We start from the raw sequence: 26,240 nt of genomic DNA, 5'->3' as shown, positions 1-26,240 counted from the left end.
CGGTCTTCTCCAGCGACACATCCAGCCCAATAAACAGCTTCATCCCGCAGTCCTCCCTTTGGATCCGATACGGGAATGGCGCCACCTTGCCCTCGATTTTGCAACGGTAACGGGCGGGTCGCGACGCAGGCCCCGTTACCGCATCTCATTGATCATATCCAGAAGATGACAATGGCCGCGATGGCGATGGCGGACATGAAGGCGTGGGCACATCGGTCATAGCGGATGTGGATGCGGCGCCAGTCCTTGAGTTTTCCGAACATGTTCTCGATCTTGTGGCGCTTGCGGTAGAGCGTCCTGTCATGAGGGATCCGGATTTTCCGGTTTGATTTCGTAGGGATGCACACTTCCATGTCACGGTCGGCGAGGGCGGTGCGGAACCAGTCGGCATCGTATCCCTTGTCGGCCAGCAGCACTTTCGCCGATGGCAGCGACGACAGCAAAGCCGCCGCGCCAGTGTAGTCGCTGATCTGGCCTGCCGTCAGGAACAGGCTCCGCGGCCGACCCTCGCTGTCGCAGACCGCGTGCAGTTTCGAGTTCAACCCGCCTTTGGTGCGTCCGATAAACCGGGGAAGAGCCCCTTTTTGAGCAGGCTGGCTGCCGTCCGGTGCGCCTTCAGGTGGGTCGCATCGATCATGATCTCTTCGGTGTCACCACCGCCCCTGGCGAGCTCGGTGAGGATGCGACCGAACACCCCCACCGCGCTCCAGCGGATGAAGCGGTTGTAGATTGTCTTGTGCGGCCCGTAAGTTGCGGGCACATCGCGCCACCGCAGGCCGTTGCGGATCACGAAGATGATGCCGCTGATCACCCGCCGGTCATCCACACGCGGCACCCCATGCGAAAGCGGAAAGAACGGCGAAATCCGCGCCATCTGGGCATCGGAAAGCAGGATCATCTCGGTCATCGTGGCACTCCCTTGAGGCCACCAGTGAATCAACCCTTCCCCGATCCTGCAAGCGATTTAATGGGTCCAGAGCCTAAAGATCGGGCTCGAATCCCTTTGGATGGTTGAGGCTCGGTGTCATGCGGCTCTGTTGCACAAATCACGTTAGGGGGATTCATCTCGTGAATCCAGCGCATAGTTGGGTAGGATGAACAGACCGACACCCCCGACCGGCTCTGTTGCACAAATCAGTTGAACGGCGGACTTCCCCTCGCCCCGGGCGGACTTACCCCACGGCCTTTGTGACGGGTATGCCGAGCGCGGTGAAGCCGTTCAGAACGGCCACACGGACTTGGAACTCCGCAACCTGACTGTCGAAGTCCCGCGCCATGAGGCGTTGGCCCAGCAGTTTCACGGAAGTCGCATTTTCGTTTCTGCGCGGCTCCGGCGGTGGTAGCCGCTCCATCGTCGCCAGAGCGCACGGCGGAGGTATTTCGCTGCCCGCAGGGCCTCGTAGCGCGCGGCAGCGCGGGCCTTGCGCCCAGCCCGATCGCCAGCCCGAGGGGCGGCGCGATCAGTGCGCCCTGAGCCTGTCCGACAGCGGCGGGCGGCTTCTGGTGCATTGCCACAAGAGCGGGTGCGCGGTGCTGCCCGAACTGCAACGGCGCGGGCAGGCCGAAGGGCGCGGGCAGGCCCCGGCGCAAATCGACCCGGCCGAGGCCGAGCGGCGGAAGGCCGAGGACCGCAAGCGCGAAGCCCAGCGCCTAAAGACGGCCCACGACTTGTTCGCGGCGGCGGTGAACTGCGAAGGGACGCCCGCGCAGAGTTACCTTGTGGTGCGCGGTATCGTCGGGCTGCGGTTCAACACGCTGCGCGCCACGCTGCGCTTCCATCCCGGCGCGCTCCACACCCCGAGCGGGCTTCACCTGCCTGCCATGCTGGCGCAGATCAGAGGGCCGCGTGGCGAGGCGTTGGGCGTCCACCGCCCCTGGGGCCCTGCACCCACGGGTGCGATCCCCCCTTGTGCAGGCGTGCGCGGACGTCGGCCCGCCTTTTCACGGGATGGCGGGCAAAGTGCAACTTTTCCGCGACAGGAACCCTCCCGACCCGCCTTCGGTGGTGGGTCTGATCTGTCTTGCCCGCCCTGTGCCCTGCCCCGCTGCACCCCGCGAAATCGCGCGCGGTGGTAGCCCGGTGGTGGCCAAGAAAACCAAAGGGCTCAGGCGTTTCCGCCCAAGCCCTTGAAATCTATGGTGCACCCGGAGCGATTCGAACGCCCGACCCTCAGATTCGTAGTCTGATGCTCTATCCAGCTGAGCTACGGGTGCAGTGGAGCGGGATTTAGGCGGAGAGGGCCGGGAATGCAAGGGTGAAATTCCGGGCCGCTCAGACCTCTGGCTGGGTCACGGCCTTGGGCAGGCGGATCATGAATTCGGTGCCGTCCTCGCCGGTGCGCATCAGGTCCAGCCGCCCACCGTGGCCGCGCACCAGCTCGGCGGCGATGGCCAGCCCGAGGCCGAAGCCGCCCTTGCGCGCGCTGCCCTGGAACGGCGTGAACAGGTTGTCGCGCGCCTTGGCGGGCAGGCCGGGGCCGGTGTCGCCGACACGGATCCACCAGGCCGCATCCGAGTCGCCCGCGCCCAGTTCGATCGTTCCCGGCGCGCCGGTCGCCTCGATCGCCTGGCGCGCGTTGCGCACGAGGTTCGACAGCACCCGATGCAACTGCTCGCCGTCCGCCCGCACGGTCAGGCCCGTCGGCACATCGGCGATGAACGTGATGCGCGACGTCTCGCCGCCCGCCGCCAGCCGCTCGCCCTCGATCACGTCCTCGACCAGCGGACGCAGCGCGACATGGGTCAGCGCGGGCGGCGGCTCTTCGGCCTTGCCAAAGGCCAGCGTGCTTTCGCACAGGTTCACCGCCCGGCTGATCGAGCCGACCAGCTTTGGCGCGGCGCGCGCCACGGCGGGATCCTTGCTGTCTTCCATCCGGTCGGCGAAAAGCTGCGCCGTGGTCAGGATGTTGCGCAGGTCATGGCTGATCTTGGCCACCGCGCCACCGAGTTGCGCCAGCCGTTCCTTCTGCCGCAGCGCGTTGGTCAACTGCTTTTGCAGCGATTGCAGCGCGACCTCGGCCTCGCGCAGTTCGGTCACCGAGGCGGTTGGCTCGATCACCCGCCGCGCATCCTCGGGCGCCTCGGCATAGGCCGTCATGTGGTTCACCACCCGCTTGATCGGCACCACCAGCAGGCGGCGCACCGCCACGAACAACAGGAACGCCGTCATCACCGAGATGATCGCCGACAGCGCGAGGATACGCAGACCGTAGTCGATCATCGCCTGCCGCATCGGCGCGGTTTCGGTCGTCACCTCGATCAGCAGCCCGGCATCCTGCACCGGGTTGCCGATCACCCGGATGATCCGGTCGCTGGGGTCGAGCAGTTCCGCCATCGCATCGCGGATCAGCAGGAACGGGTCGGTATCGCGCAGGTCATAGGTGGCATAGATCGGTTTCGGGATCGGCGACGACAGCACCAGTTGCCGCACCGCATCCCGTCGCAGCACCACGTTCAGCACCCCGGCATTGGCCAGCAGTTCCTTTTCCAGGCTGTCGGAGACCATGCCGTTGTTGGCCAGCAGCGCCAGCGAGGCGATCTGCGCGCGTTCGAGCCGCAGCAGCAGGTAATCCTCGCGGAACCGGGCGATCGACGGCACGAAAATCAGCACTTCGGCCAGCATGACGAAGAGCGTGGTCAGGATCAGGAAGCGGCCGGAGAGGGTATTGAGAAACATGCCTGTGCCTTCGCGCGGATTCAGGGAAGGAAACGCCGCACCGTCCGAACGACCCGCTTGCCCTCAGGATTATCAAACAATTTCCGGGAAAAATAGGCTCCCACCGCAGTTTGGACATATCACAGAGCAGCAGACCGGGCATATCGAGCGGTCGAGCGCCGAAATGCCGACCGGCTCTGCCAGCATCGGCGCCCAGCGACGATCCTTGCGGCCGCCTCACCGCCGCAGCGCCTTCACCACCACGGGCAGCAATGCCAGCGCCGCCAGCCCCAGCAGCGGGCCGAGGAACTGCGGCCGGAACAGGATGCCCATATCGGGCATCTTGCCCATCGCGATCAGCGCACCCAAGCCCGAGCCGACCCAGGTGAAGACGATCGCCGCCGGGATGATGCCCAGGAATGTCGTCAGCGCAAAGCGCCCGACCCCCACGCCCAGCATCGCCGGCACCAGGTTCGCCACGAAGAACGGCACCGCCGGCACCAGCCGCATGGCCAGCAGGAACGACCACTCGTTTCGCCTGAGCCCGTCGCGCAACCGCCGCACCGCGCCCGCGCTGCCATCAAGCCGCGCGGCGAAGCGGGCGCCGAAGCCGTATCGGGCGGCAAGGAACACGATCACCGCCCCCACCGTTGCCGCGCCGACGTTGAACAGCGTGCCCGGAAACACCCCGAACAGGAACCCGCCGGTCAGCGTGCAGATCGTGGCGCCGGGCAGCGACAGCGCCACCACCGCGATATAGACCAGCACGAATCCCACCGCCGTCAGCGCGTAGTGATCCGCCGCATAGGCCATCAGCAGGTCATGATTGGCTTTCAGCGTTGCAAAGCTCAGCGTGTCGCGCAGCGTCACGGCGCCGATCCCCGCCGCCGCGAGGATGATCAGGAACGGGATGGCGTGGGTCCATCCGCTGCGCGTCCGCTCGGACATCGGGCTCTTTCATGGCGACGGGGGCCGGAGCACAGGATGGGGCGGAACCGGCGCATTGGGTAGAGGCTTCGTGCGGGGCCGGTGCCCGACCGGAATCTCGCAGGAATGTGGCCTCGGCGAATTGACTTGGGCGCCGCGCCTGCGTAAAGGACGGGCTTCGAATAGCAGGCGGCCCTCGAATCCGGTGGATTTGGGCTGTAGACACGCTGAAAACCATGCTGAAAACCATACGGAGTCCGCGATGAAGCGCACGTTTCAACCTTCGAACCTCGTCCGCGCCCGCCGCCACGGCTTCCGCGCCCGCATGGCGACCGTCGGCGGCCGCAAGGTGCTGACCGCACGCCGCGCCAAGGGCCGCAAGCGTCTGTCGGCCTGAGGCCGCAGCGGACACCACGTCCATGACACCGCCGGAGGATCCCGTGGCAGGCGCTGGCGCCGAGGCCATGGGCAGCCTCGCGGCGGTTTCGTCATGCCTGAAGGTGCTCTCGAAGCGCGCCGACTTCCTGCGCGCCGCGCAGGCCCGCCGTCAGGGCACACCCGGTTTCCTGTTGCAAGCCCGCCGCCGTGCTGAAACCGAGCCTGCCGTCGGCATCCGCGTCGGTTTCACCTGTTCCAAGAAGGTCGGCAACGCGGTGGCCCGCAACCGCGCCAAGCGCCGGTTGCGCGAGATTGCCCGCCTGACCCTGCCCGCGCAGGGCCGCGACGGCTGGGATTACGTCCTCGTCGGTCGCCCCGGCGCCACCGCGGATCGACTTTTCACCCAGATGCTCGCCGACCTTGCCACCGCCCTCGGCCAGGTTCACGCTGAACGCAAACGCCCTGCGTCGGACCCCGCACCGTGACCCCCGTCGCCTATGCCTTGTCGCTGCCCGTGCGCGCCTACCGGCTGGTGTTCAGCCCCTGGGTCGGGCACGGCTGCCGGTTTCAGCCGACCTGTTCGGCCTATGCGCTGGAGGCGCTGGAAAAGCACGGCGCGCTGAAGGGCGGCGGGCTTGCGTTGTGGCGCATCCTGCGCTGCAACCCCTGGGGCGGGACGGGCTACGACCCCGTGCCCGGCTGCGGCCACGACCATTCCACCGATGGGGGGCACTGATGCTCGACGATCTCGACGACATCCACCCGCTGTTCCACGGCGCCCCGGCCACCACCGAGTTCAAGAAACTGCGCAAACGCATCGTGCGCGAGGTGCGCGAGGCGATCGAGACCTACGGCATGATCGAACGCGGTGCGCGCTGGCTGGTCTGCCTGTCGGGCGGCAAGGACAGCTATACCCTGCTGGCCGTGCTGCATGAACTGCAATGGCGCGGGCTGCTGCCGGTCGATCTGCTGGCCTGCAACCTCGATCAGGGGCAACCGGGCTTTCCGGCCACCGTGCTGCCCGAGTTCCTGACGAAGATGGGCGTGCCGCACCGGATCGAGTATCAGGACACCTATTCCATCGTGATGGACAAGGTGCCCGCCAACCGCACCTATTGCGCCCTCTGCTCGCGCCTGCGCCGCGGCAACCTGTACCGCATCGCGCGCGAGGAGGGCTGTTCCGCCGTCGTGCTCGGCCACCATCGCGACGATATTCTTGAGACATTCTTCATGAACCTGTTCCACGGCGGGCGACTGGCCACCATGCCGCCGAAGCTGGTGAACGAGGACGGCGATCTTTTCCTCTACCGCCCGCTCGCCTTCGTGGCCGAGGCGGATTGCGAGAAATTCGCCCGCGCGATGGCCTACCCGATCATCCCCTGCGACCTTTGCGGCAGCCAGGACGGGTTGCAGCGCCAGCAGGTGAAGGCGATCCTCGACGGCTGGGAGGCGCGCAGCCCAGGCCGCCGTCAGGTGATGTTCCGCGCCCTGATGAACACCCGCCCCTCGCACCTGCTCGACCCCGCGCTGTTCGATTTCGCCGGGCTGACCCGGTCGACCCCGCCCGAGAGCGCGGTATTTGAGGCAAATCCCCCACAACTCCTGCGAGAGGATTAACGAAGGGGTGAGGCTGATTGCCTAGCCTTTCCCGATCGGCGCGGTGAGGGACCGCCGCCGAAGGATCGGGGGTGGATCATGCCGGGTTTTGCCGGAACGAGACTCATGGAAGGGCTGCAGGAAGCGTCCCGGCAATTCAGGCGGCCAGAGAATCTGGCCTTCCTGCCGGCGCTGACGCTTGCGGCCTTCTGGGTCGGTGGCGAAAGGATGCTGATCCTGACGGCGCTCGGGCTGCCGCTGCTGTTCCTGATCGCGGGCGCCTTCCGCTTTGCCCCGCCACGCGCCGCGCCAACGACCGGGCCGACGAAGCGCGGCGGGCTGGTCGACCGGCTCGACGCCACGCTCAAGGCGCAGGATCGCACCGGGCTGACCACGGCCTGCATCGTGCTGCGTCTCGACGATCTGGGCGAACTGGTGGAACGCCACGGCCACGCCGCGCATGGCGAGGTGCTGCAACGCACCGCCGACCGCCTGCGCAGCGCGCTGCGCGATGGCGACACGGTGGTGCAGCTTGACGGCGACAGCTTTGCCGTGGCGCTGCAGCCGGTGCGCCGGGCCGATCTGGAAAGCGTGCTGCAACTGGCGGCGCGCCTGCAATCGACGGTGGCCAGCCCGATCAGCCTGGATGCGGCGCGGGTCTACGTCACCGCCTCGGCGGGCTTCTGTCTGGCCAGCCGCGCCCCGGCGGCAACCGGAACCGCCTTGCTGGAGGCGGCAGAGGTTGCCGCCGACGATGCACGCCAGAACGGGCCGGGGGCGATTCGCGCCTTCTCGCCGGAAATGCAGCGCCTGCGCGCCGACCGCAGCGCGCTGCGCGACGATCTGGAAGCGGCGCTGGAACTGGGCCAGATCACGCCGCACTTTCAGCCGCAGGTGTCGACCGAAACCGGCGAGATCACCGGGTTCGAGGCCCTGGCGCGCTGGGCGCACCCCACGCGCGGGCTGATCCCGCCGTCGGAGTTCCTGCCGCTGATCGAAACCGCCGGCCTGTCCGAGCGGCTGGGCGAGGTGATCCTGTTCCATTCCCTCACCGCGCTGACGGCCTGGGATGCCGCCGGGCTGCGGGTGCCACATATCGCGGTGAACTTCTCGCATGACCAACTGCGCAACCCGCGCCTGGCCGAGACCCTGAAATGGGAACTGGACCGGTTCGAGCTGACGCCCGAACGGCTCTGCGTCGAGATTCTCGAAACCGTCGTGGCCGAAACCGATAATGACGTGATTGTGCACAACATTGCCGCGCTGGCCCGGCTTGGCTGCGGCATCGACCTTGACGATTTCGGCACCGGCCACGCCTCGATCGCCAACATCCGCCGCTTTGCGGTGCGCCGCATCAAGATCGACCGGTCTTTCGTGACGCACGTCGATACCGATCAGGCGCAGCAGCGCATGGTGGCGGCGATCCTGTCGATGGCGGAACGTCTGGGCCTCGAAACCCTGGCCGAAGGGGTCGAAACGGCGGGCGAACACACCATGCTGGCGCAGCTTGGCTGCGGCTTCATCCAGGGGTTCGGCCTCGGCCGCCCGATGCCCTATGAGGAGACCGCGGGCTGGCTGCAAAGCTACCGCGGGCGGCTGACGGTCACGCCGCGCATCGGGCGGCACGTGGTCTGACCCGCACGGGAACGGTGTCGCCGCAGGCCGCTTGCCCTGCCGCGACACCTGTTCACGGTGAAACCGCTTGACCTTTCCGCCCCCAGTCTGTTGAACCACGGCTGACCTCGGACAGGGAAGGTGGTGGTCCCTATGGACGATCAGAACAAGAACCTCATTCTCGCGACGGCGCTCAGCTTTGCCGTGATTCTCGTATGGTTCCTGCTGTTCCCGCCGCAGGACACGCCCCAGACGACAACGCCACCCGCGACGGCCACCGCCACGATGGTCGCGCCCGGAACGGCGATCGTCGCACCGGGCGCCGCCGCCACTGCGGGATCGCCCGCGGCGGCCATCGCGACCGCGGCGGCCGACCTGCCGCGCCTGCAGATCGACACGCCGCGCCTGTCGGGGGCGATTTCGGTGCAGGGCGGGCGAATCGACGATCTGCTGCTGAAGGGCTACCCGGAAACGCTGGCGAAAGGCTCGCCGCTCGTTCGCCTGCTGTCGCCGGTGGGCGAGCCGAACGCCTATTATGTGCTTTACGGCTGGGCCCCGGGCGGCAGCCTCGCCGACACCGACGTGCCGGGCGCGAACACCATCTGGTCGGTCGCCTCGGGCAACACGCTGACGCCCGCCACGCCGGTCATGCTGCGCTGGGACAACGGCAAGGGACTGATCTTCACCCAGACCCTGTCGATTGACGACAAATACATGTTCACCGTCGCCCAGACGGTGCAGAACACCACCGGCGCGCCGGTCACGCTGGAGCCCTACGGCATGGTCGTGCGCCACGGCCAGCCCCCCGCGCAGACGTCGAGCATCCTGCACGAAGGCGTCGTGCAGATGGCCGACGGCAAGCTGACCGAGATCACCTACAAGGGCATTCCCAAGCTTGATACGGTGGCGCGTGAAGGCGGGCCCGCCGAGGTGGTCGACGTCGCCAAGACCGGCTGGATCGGCTTCACCGACAAATACTGGATGACGACGCTGATCCCCGACTCGGGCGCACCCTTCACGGCGGTGGCGAAATTCGTCAAAGCCAGCGACGTCTACCAGACCGAAGCCCGCCAGCCGGTGATGACCGTCGCCGCTGGTGCCACCGCCGAAGTCAGCTCGCGCCTGTTCGCCGGGGCGAAGGAATACGAGACCATCCGCACCTACCAGAACAGCGAGCACGTCGACCAGTTCATCAACTCGATCGACTGGGGCTGGTTCTTCTTCATCACCAAGCCGATCTACTGGTTGATGCACAACCTGCACAGCCTGATCGGCAACATGGGCCTGGCGATCATCTGCCTGACGATCACGATCAAGGCGCTGCTGTTCCCGCTGGCCTACAAGTCCTACGTCTCGATGGCGCGGATGAAGGAGCTTCAACCCGAGATCGAGAAGCTGAAAGAGAAGGCCGGCGAGGACAAGGCCAAGATGCAGCGCGACATGATGCTGCTCTACAAGGAAAAGAAGGTGAACCCGGCCGCGGGTTGCCTGCCGGTGTTCTTCCAGATCCCGATCTTCTTCTCGCTCTACAAGGTGATCACCGTCACCATCGAGTTGCGTCAGGCACCGTTCTTCGGCTGGGTCCGCGACCTGTCGCTGCCCGATCCGTCGTCCTGGATGAACCTGTTCGGCATCTTGCCCTTCGCGCCGCCGGAGGCAGGCACGCTGCTGGCCTCGGCCTCGCTCGGCCTGCTGCCGATCCTGCTCGGCATCACGATGTGGATGCAGCAGAAGCTGAACCCGGCCCCCACCGATGCCTCGCAGAAGATGATCTTTGCCTGGATGCCCTGGGTGTTCATGTTCATGCTGGGCCACTTCGCCTCGGGCCTCGTGCTTTACTACATCACGAACAACACCATCACCTTCATCCAGCAGTACATCATCATGCGCAGCCACGGCCATTCGCCCGACATCTTCGGCAACATCCGGTCGAGCTTCAAGCGTGGCAAACCGGCCGCAAAATGACAGTGTGTCTTGCCGCGATTCAACGGCATCCGATCAAATCGCACGGACGCGAGGCTCTCGCGTCCGTGTCGCTTTCCGAAGGGCATTCGATGCCCTGGGATCGCCGCTGGGCGGTCGCTCATGCGCAGACCAAGTTTGATGCCGCAAATCCCGTCTGGGTCGGTTGCGTCAATTTCATGATCGGCTCCAAGGCCCCCGCGCTGACGGCGATCAATGCGGCCCTGAACGAAACGGCCGCAACCGTCACCCTGACCCACCCGAACCGGCCGGCGATCACCATCGCGCCCGACGATGCCGCCGATCAGGCCCGCTTTCTCGACTGGGTCGCGCCGCTCTGCCCGCCCGACCATCCCGCGCCACAGGCGCTGGTGACGGTGCCGGGCCGCGGCATGACCGATACCGATTATCCGTCGATTTCGCTGATCAACCTCGCCTCGGGCATCGACCTCGGCCACCGCATGGGGGCCGACCTGTCGCCGCTGCGTTGGCGCGGCAACCTCTGGCTCGACGGGCTGGAGCCTTGGGACGAGACCGGCTGGATCGGCCGCGAGTTGCGCGTCGGCGCTGTCCGCCTGCGGATCGAAGAGCCGATCAAACGCTGCAAGGCGACGACCGCGAATCCGGCAACGGGTGAACGTGACGCCGACACCCTGGTGGCGCTGCGGCATGACTTTGGCCACCAGCTTTTCGGCCTTTACGCCCGCGTGATCGAAGGCGGCACCATCGGCCAGGGCGACCGCGTCGAGGTGCTTGCATGACCTCCCTTCCCTTCCCGCTTGCCGAGGAACCTGACGACATCACCCGCGAACGCGGGCGCCTGCTGTTCGCCGGCCCGGTCGATTTCGTCAAGGGCGTGGTGGCGATGGACGGCCTGCCCCCCGCCGACCGGCTGGAGGTCTGCTTCGCGGGCCGCTCCAATGTGGGCAAATCCAGCCTGATCAACGCGCTCACCGGCCGCAAGGCGCTGGCCCGCGCCTCGAACACACCGGGCCGCACGCAGGAAATCAACTACTTCGCCCTGGGGGATACCCGCTACCTCGTCGACCTGCCCGGCTACGGCTATGCCGAGGCGCCGCTGGCGGTGGTCGCGCAGTGGCAGCGGCTGCTGAAATCCTTCCTCTCGGGCCGCGCCACGCTGCGCCGCGCCTTCGTGCTGATCGACACCCGCCACGGCGCGAAAGCGGTGGATGAAGAGATCATGACCCTGCTCGACCGCTCCGCCGTCACCTTTCAGGTCGTGCTGACCAAGGCCGACAAGGTGCTGCGCGCCGAGCGGGAAAAGAACCTCGATCAGGTCCGCGCCGCGCTGGCCAAACACCCGGCGGCCTTCCCCGAGATCGTGATGACCTCGTCCGAAAAGGGCGACGGCATCGAGACGCTGCGGGCGATCATCGCGGGGCTGGAGTAGGGCGCCCCGATCTTCCGCCGAAAAATCGCGCCTCACACATGCTGCGCCCCGTTCACCTCGATCTCGGTGCCGGAAATGTAGCTCGAATCGTCCGAGCACAGGAACCAGATCACGCTGGCCACTTCCGACGGCTGCCCCAGCCGCCGCATCGGCAGCGTCTCGACGATCTTGTCGGTGCCCGGCGACAGGATCGCCGTTTCCACCTCGCCCGGCGCGATCGCATTCACCCGCACCCCCAGCGGCCCGAAGTCATGCGCCATCTCGCGCGTCAGCGCCGCCAGCGCCGCCTTCGAGGTGGCATAGGCCGCCCCCGCGAACGGATGCACCCGCACCCCGGCGATCGAGGTGACGTTGACCACCGCCCCCTGCGCCGCCGTCAGTTCGTCCTTCAGCCCCCGCGCCATCACCACCGGCGCGAAGAAGTTGACGTGGAACACCTGCCCCCAGGTGCGCAGGTCGGTTTCCAGCGTGTTCAGCCGACTGCCCCCCGGCCCTTTCGGCGAGATGCCCGCATTGTTCACCAGCGCGTCCAGCTTGCCGTCAAGCTTGTCCTTGATGATCTCGATCGCCGCGATGGTCTTGTTCGGGTCGGCAAGGTCAAGCTGGATATGATTCTCCGCCCCCCCCGGCCAGGGGCAGCGCGCATCGAACGGCTGGCGCGAACAGGTCAGCACCCGCCACCCCTCGGCCGAGAACCGCTTCACCGTGGCATGCCCGATCCCCCGGCTTGCCCCCGTCAGCACCAGCGTCTTCTGCCGCTCGACCATGCGTCACCTCCGCCCCCGACCCTACCCGACCGTCACGAAAACGCAACGCGGCCCCCGCAACCCTTGGCAGGGCGCCGCAAACCGACTAGCAAAGAAACCCGATCCCAGGACCAAGCGATGAAAAAGCAGCTCATGAACATGCGAGACTCGATCGCCACCGCGAAGACGCTCAACGAGGCGCTTCCCTATCTGCAGCGCTATACTGGCGCCATCGTCGTCATCAAGTTCGGCGGCAATGCGATGGGCGATGACGAGGCGATGGCCGTGTTCGCCCGCGACGTGGTGCTGATGCGGCAGGTCGGCGTCAACCCGGTGGTGGTGCACGGCGGCGGCCCGCAGATCAACGCGCTGCTGGCCAAGCTGGGCATCAAGTCCGAATTCGTGCGCGGCAAGCGTGTCACCGACGCCGCCACCGTCGAGGTGGTCGAGATGGTGCTGTCGGGCCTTGTGAACAAGCGCATCGTGCAGGCGATCAACGATCAGGGCGGCCGCGCCGTCGGCATTTCCGGCAAGGACGACGACCTGATGGTCTGCGAGCCCGATGACCCCGAACTGGGCTTCGTCGGCAAGCCGCGCGACATGCGGGTGCAGGTGCTGCACGACCTCTTCAAGGCGGGCATCATCCCGGTGGTGGCCCCCGTCGGTCCCGGCGACCACGGCGAGACCTACAACGTGAACGGCGACACCGCTGCAGGCGCCATCGCCGGTGCGCTGAAGGCAGACCGGCTCTTGCTGCTGACCGACGTGGCGGGCGTGAAGGGCGAGAACGGCGAGGTGCTGACCCAGCTTTCCCCCGAAGAGGTGCGCGACCTGACCGACCGCGGCGTCATCGCCGGCGGCATGATCCCGAAGACCGAAACCGCGCTCGCGGCGCTGGAACAGGGCGTCCGCGCCGTCGTCATCCTCGACGGCCGCATCCCCAATGCCTGCCTGCTGGAGCTGTTCACCGACCACGGCGCGGGCTCGCTGATCCGCTCGACCGCGCCGCGGATCAAGCCGCGCGAGGAATGACTCCGCTCGACCCGGTCGCCTCTGCCGCCGCGACCCATCACCTCGGCATCCTCGGCGGTTTCCACCCCGCGCCATCCGAAGACCTGGGCCAGACCGTCGTGCTGCTCGGCCCGGCTGAACCCGGCTTCTGGCCCCACGTCACGACGCAGCCGGAATTCGCCGACGGGGCCCCCGACCCGCTGGACCGCTGGTCCACCCGCGTCATCGGCGCGCTGGCCACCCGTTTTGGCGGCACCGCCCATTTCCCCTTCGGCGGCCCGCCGCACCGGCCCTTCTTTGCCTGGGCGCTGCGCACGGGCCGCGCCTGGGCCGCACCGGTCGGGCTTCTCGTCCACGAGTCGGCGGGGCTGCTGGTGTCTTACCGGGGAGCCCTTGCGCTACCCGACAGGCTCGTTCTGCCGCTAGCGCCGCCCTGCCCCTGCGATACCTGCGCCCGCCCCTGCCGGACCGCCTGCCCGGCCGAAGCCCTGACCGCAAACGGCTATGCCGTCCCCGCCTGCCACGCCTACCTCGACACCGCCGCCGGCAGCACCTGCCTGACCGGCGGCTGTCATGTCAGAACCTCCTGTCCAGTCTCCCGCAGCTATGCCAGACTGCCCGAACAATCCGCCTATCACATGAGGCTGTTCCACCGATGACCAAGCGCCTGATCCTGACCCGCCACGCGAAATCAAGCTGGGACAACACCAACATGGCCGACCATGACCGGCCTCTGAACGCCCGCGGCCGCCGCGCTGCCGCGGACCTCGGCCAATGGCTCGCCTCGCGCGGCTATGTCCCGGATGAGGTGATCTGTTCCGACGCCCGCCGCACCGTCGAGACCTGGGAGCAAATCGCCCCGGCCCTGCCGGGCGCGCCCGCGCCGCGCTACACCGCCAAGCTCTACCAGGCCGGTGCCGATGTGATGCTCGCCGTTCTGAAGCACGCCACCGGCGACACCGTGCTGATGCTTGGCCACAACCCCGGCATCGCCGAATTCGCCCAGCGCCTCGTCGCCCGCGCACCGCTGAACCCCGAGTTCGCCCGCTTCCCGACCGCCGCCACCCTGGTCGTCGAATTCCCGGTCGACGACTGGGGCCAGGCCGCCTACGGCAGCGGCGCCCCGGACGATTTCATCATCCCGAAAGAGATCGAGGCGTAAGGCGCGGCCCCCGTTTCTTCTTGGGTGAAATACTCCGGGGGTCCGGGGGCAGCGCCCCCGGCTACCGCCGCTGCGCGCGGCCTGCTCAGTGCCCGAGGATCTGGCTCAGGAACAGCTTGGTGCGCTCGGATTTCGGGTTGTTGAAGAATTCCTCGGGCTCGTTCTGCTCGACGATCTGGCCCTGGTCCATGAAGATCACCCGGTTCGCCACCTGACGGGCAAAGCCCATCTCATGGGTGACGCAGAGCATCGTCATGCCCTCCTCGGCCAGCTCGATCATCGTATCCAGCACTTCCTTGATCATCTCGGGGTCCAGCGCCGAGGTCGGCTCGTCAAACAGCATGATCCGCGGCTTCATGCACAGGCTGCGCGCGATCGCCACCCGCTGCTGCTGCCCGCCCGACAACTGGCCGGGGTATTTCTTCGCCTGCTCGGGAATCTTCACCTTGGTCAGGTAGTGCATCGCAATTTCCTCGGCCTCGCGCTTGGGGGTCTTGCGCACCCAGATCGGTGCCAGCGTGAGGTTTTCGAGGATGGTCAGATGCGGGAACAGGTTGAAGTGCTGGAACACCATGCCCACCTCGGACCGCACCTTGTCGATGTTCTTCAGGTCGCTGGTCAGTTCGGTCCCGTCGATGATGATCTGCCCGGCCTGATGTTCCTCCAGCCGGTTGATGCAGCGGATCAGCGTCGATTTGCCTGATCCCGACGGCCCGGCGATCACGATCCGCTCGCCGCGATGCACCGTCAGGTCGATGTCGCGCAGCACATGGAACGTGCCGTACCACTTGTTCATCCGGCTGATCTGGACGGCGACCTCGGTCGACACCTGCATCTTCGCGGCTTCGGACATCCGGATACTCCCTAACGGTGGTCGGTTTTCAGCTTGCGCTCGAGGTATTGCGAGTAGCGCGACATGCCGAAGCAGAAGATGAAGAAGATGGAACCCGAAAAGATGTAGGGTTCCCAGTAGACGCCGTTCCACGCGGCGTCGCCGCGCACGGCATCGGTGATGCCCTTCAGGGGGTCGAGCAGGCTGACGAAGATCACCAGCGTGGTGTCCTTGAAGAGCCCGATGAACGAGGACACGATGCCGGGGATCGAGATTTTCAGCGCCTGCGGCATGATGATCAGCCGCTGCGCCTTCCAGTAATCCAGGCCCAGCGCATCCGCCGCCTCGTACTGCCCGCGCGGCAGGGCAGCCAGACCGCCCCGGATCACCTCGGCGATATAGGCCGCCGAAAACAGCGTCACCATGATCACGACGCGCAGCACCAGATCGAAGCTGGTGCCGGGCGGCAGGAAATAGGCCAGCAGGAACGAGGCGGTGAACAGAAGCGTGATCAGTGGCACGCCCCGGATGAACTCGATGAACATCACGCAGAAGGTCTTGATCAACGGCATGTCCGACCTTCGGCCCAGCGACAGCAGGATGCCCAGCGGCAGCGAGAAGACGATGCCGCAGATGCCGATGATGAAGGACAGCAGGAACCCGCCCAGCTTGTCCGACGGCACGAAATCGAGGTGGATCGGGATCACCGATTCCAGCGCGTCGGCCACCGGCCCCGCCGCGTAGAGCCACCATCCGACGACGACCAGAACGGTGCCCAGCAGCGCGATCGGGGCCGAAACCGGTCGCAGGACCGGAACCGCCGTGGTCAGCAGGCCAAGCGCGCGATACGCCAGCCAGCCCGCGGCAAAGGCCGCGAGGATGGTGATCACCACCCAGAACTCGCCGCCCCAGATCAGCCAGTAGGCCAGCGCCGGAAACCCCGCCGAAAACCACAGCAGCTTGCGTGGCAACTGGTTGAACAGGATCGGCGCCAGCGCCGCCAGCATGAGCGCAAAGGCCAGGTTCGGCCGCCAGTAATCCTCGTTCGGGTAGAAGCCGTAGAGGTACTGGTTCCAGCGTTCATGGATCACCGCCCAGCAGGCGCCGTGCGCGCCCGCGCCCCAGGTCCTGGTGACGATGTCGCGGCACTCGTTGAGCGAACTGGCATTCCAGACCCCATGCTCGAGCCACGGGAAGATCGACGCGACCATGAAGACCACGATGGCGGTGCCGATCACTGTCAGCAGCGCGTTGAGCGGGCTGGAGAACAGGTTCTCGCGCCCCCACTTCACCGGGCCGCGCTGTGACAGCGGCGGCTCGCGCGGGGGCAGCATGTCGGTGCGGTAGAAGGCGTCGGCGGAGTTGGTCATCTCAACGCTCCTTCAGCCGCACGGATCGGTTGAACAGGTTCATCGCGATCGAGATCAGCAGACTGATGATGAGATAGGTCAGCATCATCAGCAGGATGCATTCCAGCGCCCGTCCGGTCTGGTTCAGCGTGATCCCGCCCAGCGTCGCGCCAAGGTCGGGATACGAGATCGCGGCGGCGAGGGTGGAGTTCTTCGTCAGGTTCAGGAACTGCGAGATCAGCGGCGGCACGATCACCCGCAGCGCCTGCGGCAGCACCACAAGGCTCATGGTGCGCCCGGGCCGCAGGCCCAGCGCATAGGCGGCCTCGGTCTGCCCGTGCGACACAGCCTGAATGCCCGAGCGAACGATTTCGGCGATGTAGGTCGCGGTATAGATCGACAGCCCGAACCACAGCGCAAAGACGAAATTGGGCGCCAGGATGCCGCCCTGGAAATTGAAGCCCTTGATCGCCGGGTAGTCGAAGTGAAAGCCCAGCGCGACCAGCAGCGCGATCGGCGGCGCGACGATGAAGACCAGCGCCGCCCACCAGGTGGACGGACGGACGCCGGTCGCTTCCTGAACGCGGGTGGCCCGGCGCAGATAGGCGCGATGCACCAGAACGCCGCCGATGATGACGGCGATCAGCGCCATCAGATCGAGGCTGACGTTGAAGATCACCAGGTTCGCGTCGCCCAGCGAGCGGTAGAACACCGGCGACGGCAGCGCCACATAGCGGTTGGTGACCGCCACGGAATCCCACAACCACATGTGCGCGGTCGGATTGTCGCCCCGGAACTGGCTTGGCGCGGGCGTCGCCTCGGTGAAGACGGCGAACAGCACCAGCAGCCACAGCAGCAGCGGCACGTTGCGCACGACCTCGATGTAGACCGTCATCAGCCGCGCGATGACCCAGTTCTTCGACAGCCGCAACACCCCGACGATCACGCCGATGATGGTGGCGGTCACGCAGCCGAGCACCGAGACGAACAGTGTATTGACCAGACCGACCAGCGCCGCGCGGGCATGTGTGCTGTCGTTGGTGTAGTGGATCAGCTTCATGCTGATGTCGTAGCCCGCCCGGTTCCACAGAAAGTCGAAACTGGGCTTGATGCCAAGCTTGGCGAGGTTCGCCGCAGCATTCGACACAAGCCAGCCCGCAAGGGCGACGATGGCAAGGAAGAACAGAATCTGAATCGTGACCGCGCGATAGCGCTGATCATGGATCAGCATTCTGAACCGGAAACGGGTATCCGACCGATGATCGGCAATGCTCATGTCTGGATCCCCATTGTCGGGCGTCGTTGCCGGTTGTTTTGGTCAACGTCCGCAAGCGGGAGGCCCGCGGAACCCTCGTCCCTGTTGGTCGGCCGAAACGGGCGCGCCGAGGTGGCGCGCCCGTCCGTCATCCCATCAGTGGAACGGGATCGCGTACATCAGGCCGCCCTTGGTCCACTGCGCGTTCAGCCCGCGCGCCAGACCGATCGGGGTCGAACTGCCGATGGTGGCCTCGAAGATCTCGCCGTAGTTGCCGGCCACCGCGATCGCCCGCTTGGCCCAGAGCTTGTCCAGCCCGAGCATGGCGCCCAGGTTGTCTTCACTGCCGAGCAGGCGGTTGATTTCCGGGTTGTCGGTGCCCTTCGACAGCTCTTCGAGGTTGGCCGAGGTCACACCGTAGTCTTCCGCCGCGATCAGCGCGAACAGCGTCCAGCGCACGACGCTGGCCCACTGGTCATCGCCCTGACGGACGACCGGGCCAAGCGGCTCTTTCGAGATGATTTCCGGCAGGATCACGAAGTCCTGCGGTGCCTCGAAGGTGGCGCGCAGCGCGGCCAGGCCCGATGCGTCGGTGGTGTAGGCGTCGCAAGCCCCGGCAAGGAACTGCTGCTTGCCTTCCGCGTCGCTCTTGATCGAGATCGGCGTGTACTTCATGTTGTGCGACTTGAAGTAGTCGGCCAGGTTCAATTCGGTCGTGGTGCCGGTCTGCACACAGATCGTGGCGCCGCCGAGTTCCTTGGCCGAACTGACGCCCAGCTTTTTCGCGACCATGAAGCCCTGGCCATCATAGTAGTTTACGCCGACGAAATTGAGCTTGAGGTCGGCTTCCCGCTTGAACGTCCAGGTGGAGTTCCGCGCCAGCATGTCGATCTCGCCCGAGGCGAGCGAGGTAAAGCGCGTCTCGCCGGTGGTCGGGACGAACTTGATCTTGGTCGGGTCGCCCAGCACGGCGGCCGCGACGGCCCGGCAGATGGCGACGTCAAAGCCGCTCCAGTTGCCATTCGCATCCGGGGCGGCGAAGCCGACGAGGCCGGTGTTGACGCCGCAGTTCAGAACGCCGCGCGCCTTCACATCATCCAGCGTGCCGGCCGACGCCACGGTCGCCGCAAGACCGGCGGCGGTCAGCGCGCCCAAAAATACCGATGTTTTCATCTTTACCTCATCCTGATTCTTTTGCCACTCAGCGGGCTGTTGATCCCCGGTCCGCTAGGAGGGGACGTGATCCGAAGGTGTTTTCTCCTCCGAGTGGACGGAGTGTGGTCCAAATCACAAGAAAACGTCAAGACTTGTGTCGGATTTACCTCACGCAAGCGCCAAAGCGTTGAATCTTGAGCCATATCGGCTCACTTTTGCGCGAGGTGAGAATATCGGTTGGCGTCGGGGTGTTGCGGCGGAACGCCTGCAGCGGGCGGGTCAGGGATGCGCCCCTTGGCACAGGCCGAAAAACCGCCCCGCATGGGCGAACGCGTCCCGCTTCACCGCTTCGGCCGCCGCGGCCTCCTCGTCGGTGCCCCAAAGCTCGCGCTGCCAGTCCTCGTCGATTCGGGACAGGCGCCACAATGTCTCGACCGGGGCATGGTCGCGGATCGCCGCCAAGCCGATTACCAGCGAGCCCGAGAGCGATACCAGATCGTGCATGGCCGTCAGTTCGAACGCGGAAAGCGCCCGCACCACCGCATCCAGCCTGCGAAGGCTCGCTTCCGCCTGCGGGTGGTGAGTCACGCCCTGAACCGGGCGCAGCGGTGCCCCCAGCACCTCGGCGACCCAGGCGAGCAGCGGATCCCAGCCCGCGGCCTGGCGCGCCACCAGCACGGCGGGCGCCACCGCGCGGTAGCACAAGAGATCGCTGTCGCCATAGGCGGCGATCAGGTCGGCCACCTCGGCGAACTGCGGCGCGACCTTGTCGATGGCGGCATTGGCCGAACGGGTGAAGGGCATCGTGCGCGGATCGACAACCTTGTCCTGCGCCTGCCATTCCGCGGCAATCGCTTCGGCCAGCGGCAGCGTCGGCACCACCAGCGGCGCCCGCGCCGGGGTTTTCACCGGCCGGGTATCAAGCCGGATGGCGTAGCCACCCTCAACCGCCTCGGCCCGCGCCTCGGTCCAGAAGCGTTTCGGGGCCCAGTCGGTCATGCCTTCTCCGTGAAGGGGTCGGCGGGCACGTCGGTTTCGCCCCAGCCAAAGGTCTCCCACGTCCGCTTCATGTGCTCGGGCAGCGGCGCGGTGAAGGTCATCATCTTCTTGGTGATCGGATGTTCGATGGTCAGGCTGCGCGCATGCAGGTGCAGCTTGCGGCTGATGTCGCCGCCGACCGCCGCGCCCCAGCCGTCGCCCTGGTTTTCCTGCGACGAGCCGCCATACTTCCCGTCGCCCAGGATCGGGTGCCCGATCTCGGCCATGTGGGCGCGCAACTGGTGGGTGCGGCCGGTCACCGGTTCCAGCGCCATCCACGACAGGCGGCTGCCCAGGAACCACAGCGTGAAGAAATCGGTCTGCGCCCGTTTCGCATCGGGGTGTTCGGCCATCTGCGCGGGATGGATGCAGATCATCTTCTCGCCCTCGCCGCCCCGCCCGCGACCCGGCGCCTTCATCAGCCCGTATTTGATCGAGCCCTGGCGCGGGTTCGGCACACCCGCCACCACGGCCCAGTAGATCTTGCGCGCCGCCCGATGCCTGAGCGCCTCGCTCAGCGCGCGCGCCACCCGGTCGGTGCGGGCCAGCATCAGGATGCCCGAGGTATCCTTGTCGAGCCGGTGCACCAGCTTGGGGCGGTCCTTGTAGCCGAACTTCAGCGCCTCGGTCAGCCCGTCCACATGCCGCTCGGTCTGCCCCGAGCCGCCCTGACTGGGCAGGCCCGCGGGCTTGTTCAGCACGATCATGTGCTCGTCTTTCCACAGCACCGCGGCCTGGATCATCTCGGCGTCAGACTTCGACACGCCCACCTGCGCCTCGCGCGGCGGCGGCGGGGTATCGGGCAGCGGCGGCAGTCGCACCACCATGCCGGGCGCGACGTGGCTGGAGGCTTTCACCCGGCCGCCATCGACGCGCACCTGGCCGGTGCGGCACATCTTTTCCACCGCGCCCTGCGTCACCTGCGGAAAGCGCCGCTTGATCCAGCGGTCCAGCCGCTGTTCACCTTCGTCGGCGGAAACCGTCAGCGTCTTGACCCCGCTCATGCCAGCACCGTGCGCATCAGGTGAACGCCCCCGACCAGCGCCAGCAGCGACACCCCCACCGACAGCCCGATATAGGTCGCCGCAAGCTCGTAGCGGCCGGTGTCGAACAGTCGCCAGCTTTCCAGCGAAAACGAGGAAAACGTGGTGAACCCGCCAAGGATGCCGGTGGCGAGGAAGGCGTTCAGGTGGGTCAGGCCCTTCTGGCCGAGAAACACGATCAGCGCGCCCATGATGAACGACCCCAGGACGTTGACGAAAATCACCCCGAGCGGAAAGTCATGCGGGCCAAGACTGCGCATGACCGCGACGCCGGACAGGTAGCGGGCCACCGAGCCGATCGCGCCACCAACGGCAACCTGAAGTATCGTCATCAACATCCGTCTCGTTCCTCATCCGGTCGGCTCAGCCGCCCTGCCGCTTCTGGCGCAGCTTGGCGAAATACTCGACTCGCTTTTTCAACTCGCGTTCATAGCCCCTTTCGGGGGGCTGATAAAAGACCGGGCGTCGAATTCCCTCGGGGAAGTAATCCTGACCGGAAAAGCCGTCCTCGGCATCGTGGTCATAGCTGTAACCCGCGCCGTAGCCCTGATCCTTCATCATCCGGGTCGGGGCGTTCAGGATGTGCTTGGGCGGCATCGCCGAACCGGTGCGCCGCGCTTCTTCCCGCGCCGCCTTGTAGGCCGTATAGCCCGCGTTCGACTTGGGCGCCAGCGCCAGGTAGATCACCGCCTGCGCCAGCGCCAGTTCGCCTTCGGGGCTACCCAGCCGCTCGTACAGCTCCCAGGCGTGCAGGCATTGCGTCTGGGCCTGCGGGTCGGCCAACCCGATATCCTCGATCGCCATCCGGGTGATGCGGCGGGCGAGATAGCGCGGGTCTTCTCCACCCTCCAGCATCCGCGCAAACCAGTAGAGCGCTGCATCGGGGTCCGACCCCCGCACCGATTTGTGCAGGGCCGAAATCAGGTTGAAATGCTCGTCGCCCGACTTGTCGTATTTCGCCGCCCGTCGCATCAGCCGCTGGGCCAGCGCTTGCGTATCCAGCGGTGCCGTCAGCTTCCAGGCCATCACCTGCTCGACCAGGTTCAGCAGCGCCCGGCCGTCGCCATCGGCCATTTCCAGCAGCCGTTCGCGCGCCTCGGCCTTCAGCGGAATGGCGCGGCCCAGGTCCTGCTCGGCGCGTTGTGCCAGCCTCTCAAGGTCCGCCAGCGACAGCCGTTCCAGCACGATCACCTGCGCGCGCGACAAAAGCGCCGCGTTCAGCTCGAAACTGGGGTTTTCGGTGGTGGCGCCGACCAGCAGGATCGTGCCGTCCTCCATGTAGGGCAGAAAGCCGTCCTGCTGCGCCTTGTTGAAGCGATGAATCTCGTCGACGAACAGCAGCGTGCCCTGCCCGTTCTGGCGGCGCAATTTCGCGCTTTCGAACACCTTGCGCAGTTCCGGCACACCCGAGAAGATGGCGCTGATCTGCACGAAGCTCAGGTCGGTCTCGGCCGCCAGCAGCCGCGCGATGGTGGTCTTGCCCACGCCGGGTGGACCCCAGAGGATCAGCGACGACAGGCTGCCTGCCGCCAGCATGGACCCCAGCGGCCCCTCGGGCGACAGCACGGCCCCCTGCCCGATCACCTCGGACAGGCGCCGTGGCCGAAGCCGGTCGGCCAGCGGGCGCGGCGCCTCGGGCGTCTCTGGTTTGGCGGAGTCGAACAGATCGGACATGGGCGCCAAGTTACGCCGCCGCCCGTCCGGGTGAAAGCGCAGATGCAGTCGCGTCATCGAAGCCTCGCGATACCCCCGGTCCTGCAACCGGGGGCGCGCAAGACGGGTGTCCCCGTGGGATCAGTGCAGATTGCCCATCAGGTTGATGGTGACGCACTGACTTTCGTCGCCGTCGATGTTCAGCACACGCCCGGCCGCTACGGCATCCAGCCCGCAGCGGCTGGCCCAGCGTGGCCAGTTCGCCGGGATCAGGCCCAGAACCCGCGTCGCCCCCAGTTCGCGCGCCGATTTCATCATCTCCATGATCAGGTAGGCGTGCACATGGCGGCGGATCTTCATCGGCGTCGTGTGCGAGACAAAGACCCGGCTCGATTCCCAGACATGACTGGCCACCGGCGCCTCTTCGTAAAGCAGGTCGGCCGGGATCGTCTCCAGCAGCCCGCGTTGCGCGTCGCGAATCATGTAGCTGTACATCCCGCAGCGGGCGGTGGTCGGCGTCAGCCGGATGCCGGCGAGAATCTCGCCGAACTCGTGCACTGCGATCCAGCGGCTGGCCGGGGTGTCATACTGGTCGTACTCCATCCCGAGTGCCTCGGGCAGATCCCACTTGTTCTGCACGATGAACGACTGTCGCCGTGCGCGAAGAAGGTTGGCGAAAAGCTCCCCGTGGTTGTGCATGTTGGCAAAGGAAAGCGTGGTGGTTTGCATGGTCTTGGTCTCCAGCTTGGGTTTGTGGGGAAACCCTGCGCGGCGACGGAAGACGTGACGCTAAAGCAGACGGTAATCCTTTGCGCGCTGGATAGCCTCGGCAGTGGTTCTGGCCAGCAACCGCTGTCGAGCCGAGTTCAGGCGAGCCTTCAGGGCGCTCTCGGAAATGTTGAGCTTGGCGGCTGCCGCAGCATGACGATCTCCCGCCGCGATTAATCGCAGGGCGTCGATCTGCGCCTGTGTCAGACTCTCCGGTGGCTGCGTTGTATCGTGCAGCCGGTTTGTCATCTGCTCTATTTTCCGAAGCTCTTGATCGGTGTACTCACGATCGCTGCGCGCACACCCGCCGATGGTGCGCGAACTGATCGGGCCACAGGACACCGACACGCCGTAGCGCATCCCGAAGGACGCGGCCTGGGCGAAAATACCGAATGGGTCGGGGATCTTGATCTCGCTCCAGCGCGAGGCCCCGGTGGTCGAGAAGCCCCAGGCGATCATCGGGTCGCGCAGGGCGTAGCCTTGGTTGGTGTAGTGGTCGGTCCATTCCTGCGGATAGGTCTGAAACGTGATCAACGGGGCCGCAAAGCGGATGTGCAGGCCCAGAAAATACCCGGCCGGGGACAGCAGCGCGAGCTCCTGGAGCAACAAATCGATACCTGGGGTCATGGACATGTCTTTTTAGACAGGTTGCGGTATTCGCAGTCAACCGTAAATTGATCACGTCCCCAACTACTCAGGTTGAGTGTGTGTCATGAAGAGTAATCTGGAACCCTCCGCATTTGCCCGCATCATGTCGCTGCCGATTTCCTTGCGGCACGATGTGCTCGAATTCCTCGGATCGACGCCTGTAACGCCGAATTCGGTCGAGGAGCTGGTGGCGAGCGTCGCCGTCACGCCAACCGGGTGGCGCAAGTCTCGCACCGCTGCGACGAATTGACCGACCCCGGAACGACGGGCCATCCGCACCGCAAGAATGAACAGAGCCCGCCGATGGCGGGCTCTTTCGTGTCGGCAAGACTCGCCGTCTCTTGTCGGGACGCGATCAGTCTTCGGCGGACTCGGCGGCGGCAACGCGCGCCTTGTCGGCGGCGCCCTTCGCGTTCGGATCGCGGTCGACGAATTCGATGATCGCCATCGGCGCCATGTCGCCATAGCGGAACCCGGCTTTCAGCACGCGCACATAGCCACCCTGACGGTCCTTGTAGCGCGGGCCGAGAATGTCAAAGAGACGCGCGACATAGGCGTCCTGCTTCAGTTGCGAGGCGGCCTGGCGGCGGGCGTGCAGATCGCCGCGTTTCGCCAGCGTGATCAGCTTCTCGATCACCGGGCGCAGTTCCTTCGCTTTCGGCAGCGTCGTCTTGATCTGCTCATGCTCGATCAGCGACCCGCACATGTTGGCGAACAGCGCCTTGCGGTGTTCCTGGGTGCGGTTCAGGCGGCGGTAGCCGGCTCCGTGGTTCATCTGTTGTCTCCGTCGTTTTGCTTTGTCCGGCAGACCTGTCGCGCGGCCTGCTCACCTTGGGGCACCATGCCCGTTCATTCCCCGGCAGTCCGGGCATTTGATCGGGGGCCGTCTAGCCGACAGCCCCCGTGTTCGTCAATCAGAACTGGTCTTCAAACCGCTTGGCGAGGTCTTCGATGTTCTCCGGCGGCCAGTCCTCGACATCCATGCCAAGGTGCAGGCCCATGCCGGACAGCACTTCCTTGATCTCGTTCAGCGACTTGCGGCCAAAGTTCGGGGTGCGCAGCATCTCGGCTTCGGTTTTCTGGATCAGATCGCCGATGTAGACGATGTTGTCGTTCTTCAGGCAGTTTGCCGAGCGGACCGAAAGCTCCAGCTCGTCGACTTTCTTCAGCAAGAGCGGGTTGAATTCCAGCCCCTCGTCCTCGGCACCGCGGGTCGCCGATTCCGGCTCCTCGAAGTTGACGAAGATCGACAACTGATCCTGCAGGATGCGCGCGGCATAGGCCACCGCGTCATCCGGCGTCAGCGAGCCATCGGTTTCCACCTTCAGCGTCAGCCTGTCGTAGTCCAGCACCTGGCCCTCGCGGGTCGGGGTCACTTCGTAGCTGACCTTCTTCACCGGCGAATAGATCGCGTCGATCGGGATCAGGCCGATCGGGGCATCCTCGGGGCGGTTCTTGTCGGCCGCCACATAGCCCTTGCCGATATTGACGGTCAGTTCCATGAACACGTCGGCGCCGTCGTCGAGGTGGCAGATCACGTGGTCCTTGTTCAGAACCTCGATGCCGTTCGATTCCGAAATGTCGCCCGCCGTCACCACGCCCGGCCCCTTGGCCGAGATCGACAGGCGCTTCGGCCCTTCGACTTCCATCTTGAGCGCGACGCCCTTGAGGTTCAGCACGATGTCGGTCACGTCCTCGCGGACCCCCGCCACTGAGGAAAACTCGTGCAGCACGTTGTCGATCTGGATCGAGGTGATCGCAGCGCCCTGCAGCGACGAGAGCAGCACCCGGCGCAGCGCGTTCCCGAGGGTCAGGCCAAAGCCGCGTTCCAGCGGTTCGGCCACGACCGTCGCCTGACGCGACGGGTCGGCACCCGGCTTCACGTCAAGCTGCATCGGCTTGATCAGTTCTTGCCAGTTCTTGTGGATCATGCTTGTCGCCTCCATACCTGTCTGCGGCCCATGTCCTGAAGCCGCGGACGCCCGAGGATCATAAAATGACGATGCGGGCCGCGCGAAATCGCGCGGCCCTGCAAGA

The 26,240-nt window shown here is 66.0% G+C and carries 29 protein-coding genes, 1 tRNA gene and 1 pseudogene; 13 read left to right on the top strand and 18 right to left on the bottom strand.

Annotated features, from left to right (window positions below):
- Positions 1–152: 152 nt before the first annotated feature.
- Together AC11WY_RS13840 and AC11WY_RS13835 are read right to left on the bottom strand one after the other, a co-directional pair.
- Positions 153–907, bottom strand: a protein-coding gene (locus tag AC11WY_RS13840) for an IS5 family transposase (protein WP_482926461.1) whose coding sequence is annotated in 2 segments (ribosomal slippage) — positions 153–574 and positions 574–907 — 756 coding nt in all. Because the reading frame shifts where the segments join, the coding sequence is not laid out codon by codon here.
- Positions 908–1,172: 265 nt separating this feature from the next.
- Positions 1,173–1,420, bottom strand: a pseudogene (locus tag AC11WY_RS13835) (IS5/IS1182 family transposase); the annotation flags it as partial.
- An 83-nt stretch (positions 1,421–1,503) separates the two neighbouring features.
- Here AC11WY_RS13835 and AC11WY_RS13830 point away from each other — a divergent pair.
- Entirely contained in the window at positions 1,504–2,076 is a 573-nt protein-coding gene (locus tag AC11WY_RS13830) for a DUF7146 domain-containing protein (RefSeq protein ID WP_482926459.1), read from the top strand.
- A gap of 61 nt (positions 2,077–2,137) precedes the next feature.
- Here AC11WY_RS13830 and AC11WY_RS13825 read toward each other — a convergent pair.
- From AC11WY_RS13825 to AC11WY_RS13815, 3 genes are all read right to left on the bottom strand, one after another.
- A tRNA-Arg gene (locus tag AC11WY_RS13825) sits at positions 2,138–2,214 on the bottom strand.
- 58 nt (positions 2,215–2,272) lie between these two features.
- Positions 2,273–3,676: a sensor histidine kinase gene (locus tag AC11WY_RS13820; RefSeq protein WP_482926457.1), complete on the bottom strand. Its 1,404-nt coding sequence runs from the start codon at positions 3,674–3,676 to the stop codon at positions 2,273–2,275.
- 216 nt (positions 3,677–3,892) lie between these two features.
- Positions 3,893–4,603: a TVP38/TMEM64 family protein gene (locus AC11WY_RS13815; protein ID WP_482926455.1), complete on the bottom strand. Its 711-nt coding sequence runs from the start codon at positions 4,601–4,603 to the stop codon at positions 3,893–3,895.
- 241 nt (positions 4,604–4,844) lie between these two features.
- Between AC11WY_RS13815 and rpmH the strand changes: the two genes are divergently transcribed.
- The 8 genes from rpmH (at position 4,845) to yihA (ending at position 11,543) form a co-directional block, all read left to right on the top strand.
- Entirely contained in the window at positions 4,845–4,979 is a 135-nt protein-coding gene (rpmH, locus tag AC11WY_RS13810; protein ID WP_482926453.1) for a 50S ribosomal protein L34, read from the top strand.
- 22 nt (positions 4,980–5,001) lie between these two features.
- Positions 5,002–5,445 carry a ribonuclease P protein component gene (gene rnpA, locus AC11WY_RS13805; RefSeq protein WP_482926451.1) on the top strand — a complete coding sequence of 148 codons (444 nt, stop codon included), beginning with the start codon at positions 5,002–5,004 and terminating at the stop codon, positions 5,443–5,445.
- Positions 5,442–5,696, top strand: coding sequence for a membrane protein insertion efficiency factor YidD (gene yidD / locus AC11WY_RS13800; RefSeq protein ID WP_482926448.1), 255 nt, complete (start codon positions 5,442–5,444; stop codon positions 5,694–5,696). The genes rnpA and yidD overlap by 4 nt, the downstream gene beginning before the upstream one ends.
- Positions 5,696–6,577 carry a tRNA 2-thiocytidine(32) synthetase TtcA gene (gene ttcA, locus AC11WY_RS13795; RefSeq protein ID WP_482926446.1) on the top strand — a complete coding sequence of 294 codons (882 nt, stop codon included), beginning with the start codon at positions 5,696–5,698 and terminating at the stop codon, positions 6,575–6,577. Before yidD ends, ttcA begins: the two co-directional genes overlap by 1 nt.
- A 105-nt stretch (positions 6,578–6,682) precedes the next feature.
- Complete coding sequence (locus tag AC11WY_RS13790; RefSeq protein WP_482926444.1) at positions 6,683–8,191, top strand: putative bifunctional diguanylate cyclase/phosphodiesterase; 1,509 nt, start codon at positions 6,683–6,685, stop codon at positions 8,189–8,191.
- Between the two features lie 132 nt (positions 8,192–8,323).
- Positions 8,324–10,135, top strand: a complete 1,812-nt coding sequence (gene yidC, locus AC11WY_RS13785; RefSeq protein WP_482926442.1) for a membrane protein insertase YidC — start codon at positions 8,324–8,326, stop codon at positions 10,133–10,135.
- Positions 10,132–10,893, top strand: a complete 762-nt coding sequence (locus AC11WY_RS13780) for an MOSC domain-containing protein (RefSeq protein ID WP_482926440.1) — start codon at positions 10,132–10,134, stop codon at positions 10,891–10,893. Before yidC ends, AC11WY_RS13780 begins: the two co-directional genes overlap by 4 nt.
- On the top strand, positions 10,890–11,543 hold the full coding sequence (gene yihA, locus AC11WY_RS13775) for a ribosome biogenesis GTP-binding protein YihA/YsxC (protein ID WP_482926438.1): 654 nt from the start codon (positions 10,890–10,892) through the stop codon (positions 11,541–11,543). The genes AC11WY_RS13780 and yihA overlap by 4 nt, the downstream gene beginning before the upstream one ends.
- Before the next feature lie 32 nt (positions 11,544–11,575).
- Here yihA and AC11WY_RS13770 read toward each other — a convergent pair whose 3' ends face one another.
- Positions 11,576–12,310 carry an SDR family oxidoreductase gene (locus AC11WY_RS13770; protein WP_482926436.1) on the bottom strand — a complete coding sequence of 245 codons (735 nt, stop codon included), beginning with the start codon at positions 12,308–12,310 and terminating at the stop codon, positions 11,576–11,578.
- A gap of 117 nt (positions 12,311–12,427) precedes the next feature.
- On the opposite strand from AC11WY_RS13770, the gene argB reads away from it, so the two are divergent.
- The 3 genes from argB to AC11WY_RS13755 are packed head-to-tail and all read left to right on the top strand — an operon-like array spanning position 12,428 to position 14,462.
- The gene (gene argB / locus AC11WY_RS13765) at positions 12,428–13,321 is read left to right on the top strand and encodes an acetylglutamate kinase (protein ID WP_482926434.1); all 894 of its coding nucleotides are present in this window, start codon (positions 12,428–12,430) and stop codon (positions 13,319–13,321) included.
- Positions 13,318–13,959, top strand: coding sequence for a ferredoxin (locus tag AC11WY_RS13760; RefSeq protein WP_482926432.1), 642 nt, complete (start codon positions 13,318–13,320; stop codon positions 13,957–13,959). Before argB ends, AC11WY_RS13760 begins: the two co-directional genes overlap by 4 nt.
- Positions 13,956–14,462, top strand: a complete 507-nt coding sequence (locus tag AC11WY_RS13755) for a SixA phosphatase family protein (RefSeq protein WP_482926430.1) — start codon at positions 13,956–13,958, stop codon at positions 14,460–14,462. The genes AC11WY_RS13760 and AC11WY_RS13755 overlap by 4 nt, the downstream gene beginning before the upstream one ends.
- An 85-nt stretch (positions 14,463–14,547) precedes the next feature.
- Here AC11WY_RS13755 and AC11WY_RS13750 read toward each other — a convergent pair whose 3' ends face one another.
- The 10 genes from AC11WY_RS13750 to AC11WY_RS13705 all read right to left on the bottom strand — a co-directional run bounded on the left by AC11WY_RS13750 (position 14,548) and on the right by AC11WY_RS13705 (position 24,188).
- Positions 14,548–15,315, bottom strand: a complete 768-nt coding sequence (locus tag AC11WY_RS13750) for an amino acid ABC transporter ATP-binding protein (RefSeq protein WP_482926428.1) — start codon at positions 15,313–15,315, stop codon at positions 14,548–14,550.
- Positions 15,316–15,326: 11 nt separating this feature from the next.
- Positions 15,327–16,664 carry an amino acid ABC transporter permease gene (locus tag AC11WY_RS13745; protein WP_482926426.1) on the bottom strand — a complete coding sequence of 446 codons (1,338 nt, stop codon included), beginning with the start codon at positions 16,662–16,664 and terminating at the stop codon, positions 15,327–15,329.
- Between the two features lies 1 nt (position 16,665).
- Positions 16,666–17,919: an amino acid ABC transporter permease gene (locus AC11WY_RS13740; protein WP_482926424.1), complete on the bottom strand. Its 1,254-nt coding sequence runs from the start codon at positions 17,917–17,919 to the stop codon at positions 16,666–16,668.
- Between the two features lie 135 nt (positions 17,920–18,054).
- A complete protein-coding gene (locus AC11WY_RS13735) occupies positions 18,055–19,071 on the bottom strand; it encodes an amino acid ABC transporter substrate-binding protein (RefSeq protein WP_482926422.1) in 1,017 nt (338 codons plus the stop codon).
- Positions 19,072–19,332: 261 nt separating this feature from the next.
- Positions 19,333–20,052, bottom strand: a complete 720-nt coding sequence (locus tag AC11WY_RS13730) for an ATP12 family chaperone protein (RefSeq protein WP_482926420.1) — start codon at positions 20,050–20,052, stop codon at positions 19,333–19,335.
- On the bottom strand, positions 20,049–21,095 hold the full coding sequence (locus AC11WY_RS13725; RefSeq protein ID WP_482926418.1) for an RluA family pseudouridine synthase: 1,047 nt from the start codon (positions 21,093–21,095) through the stop codon (positions 20,049–20,051). The genes AC11WY_RS13730 and AC11WY_RS13725 overlap by 4 nt, the downstream gene beginning before the upstream one ends.
- Entirely contained in the window at positions 21,092–21,466 is a 375-nt protein-coding gene (gene crcB, locus AC11WY_RS13720) for a fluoride efflux transporter CrcB (protein WP_482926416.1), read from the bottom strand. Before crcB ends, AC11WY_RS13725 begins: the two co-directional genes overlap by 4 nt.
- A gap of 31 nt (positions 21,467–21,497) precedes the next feature.
- Positions 21,498–22,808, bottom strand: a complete 1,311-nt coding sequence (locus AC11WY_RS13715) for a replication-associated recombination protein A (RefSeq protein WP_482926463.1) — start codon at positions 22,806–22,808, stop codon at positions 21,498–21,500.
- A gap of 120 nt (positions 22,809–22,928) precedes the next feature.
- Positions 22,929–23,516: an acyl-homoserine-lactone synthase gene (locus AC11WY_RS13710; protein WP_482926414.1), complete on the bottom strand. Its 588-nt coding sequence runs from the start codon at positions 23,514–23,516 to the stop codon at positions 22,929–22,931.
- Positions 23,517–23,576: 60 nt separating this feature from the next.
- Positions 23,577–24,188: a helix-turn-helix transcriptional regulator gene (locus AC11WY_RS13705; protein ID WP_482926412.1), complete on the bottom strand. Its 612-nt coding sequence runs from the start codon at positions 24,186–24,188 to the stop codon at positions 23,577–23,579.
- A gap of 79 nt (positions 24,189–24,267) precedes the next feature.
- Here AC11WY_RS13705 and AC11WY_RS13700 point away from each other — a divergent pair, with 79 nt between their 5' ends.
- Complete coding sequence (locus tag AC11WY_RS13700; RefSeq protein ID WP_482926410.1) at positions 24,268–24,453, top strand: hypothetical protein; 186 nt, start codon at positions 24,268–24,270, stop codon at positions 24,451–24,453.
- 105 nt (positions 24,454–24,558) lie between these two features.
- Here the strand turns inward: AC11WY_RS13700 and rplQ are convergent, their stop codons facing one another.
- Together rplQ and AC11WY_RS13690 are read right to left on the bottom strand one after the other, a co-directional pair.
- Entirely contained in the window at positions 24,559–24,978 is a 420-nt protein-coding gene (rplQ, locus tag AC11WY_RS13695) for a 50S ribosomal protein L17 (protein WP_482926408.1), read from the bottom strand.
- Positions 24,979–25,117: 139 nt separating this feature from the next.
- On the bottom strand, positions 25,118–26,134 hold the full coding sequence (locus AC11WY_RS13690) for a DNA-directed RNA polymerase subunit alpha (RefSeq protein WP_482926407.1): 1,017 nt from the start codon (positions 26,132–26,134) through the stop codon (positions 25,118–25,120).
- Positions 26,135–26,240 lie beyond the last annotated feature (106 nt).

It is taken from the genome of Solirhodobacter sp. (assembly GCF_964715405.1).
Note: the sequence above shows the minus strand (reverse complement) of the source record. Positions and strands in the feature narration are given on the sequence as shown.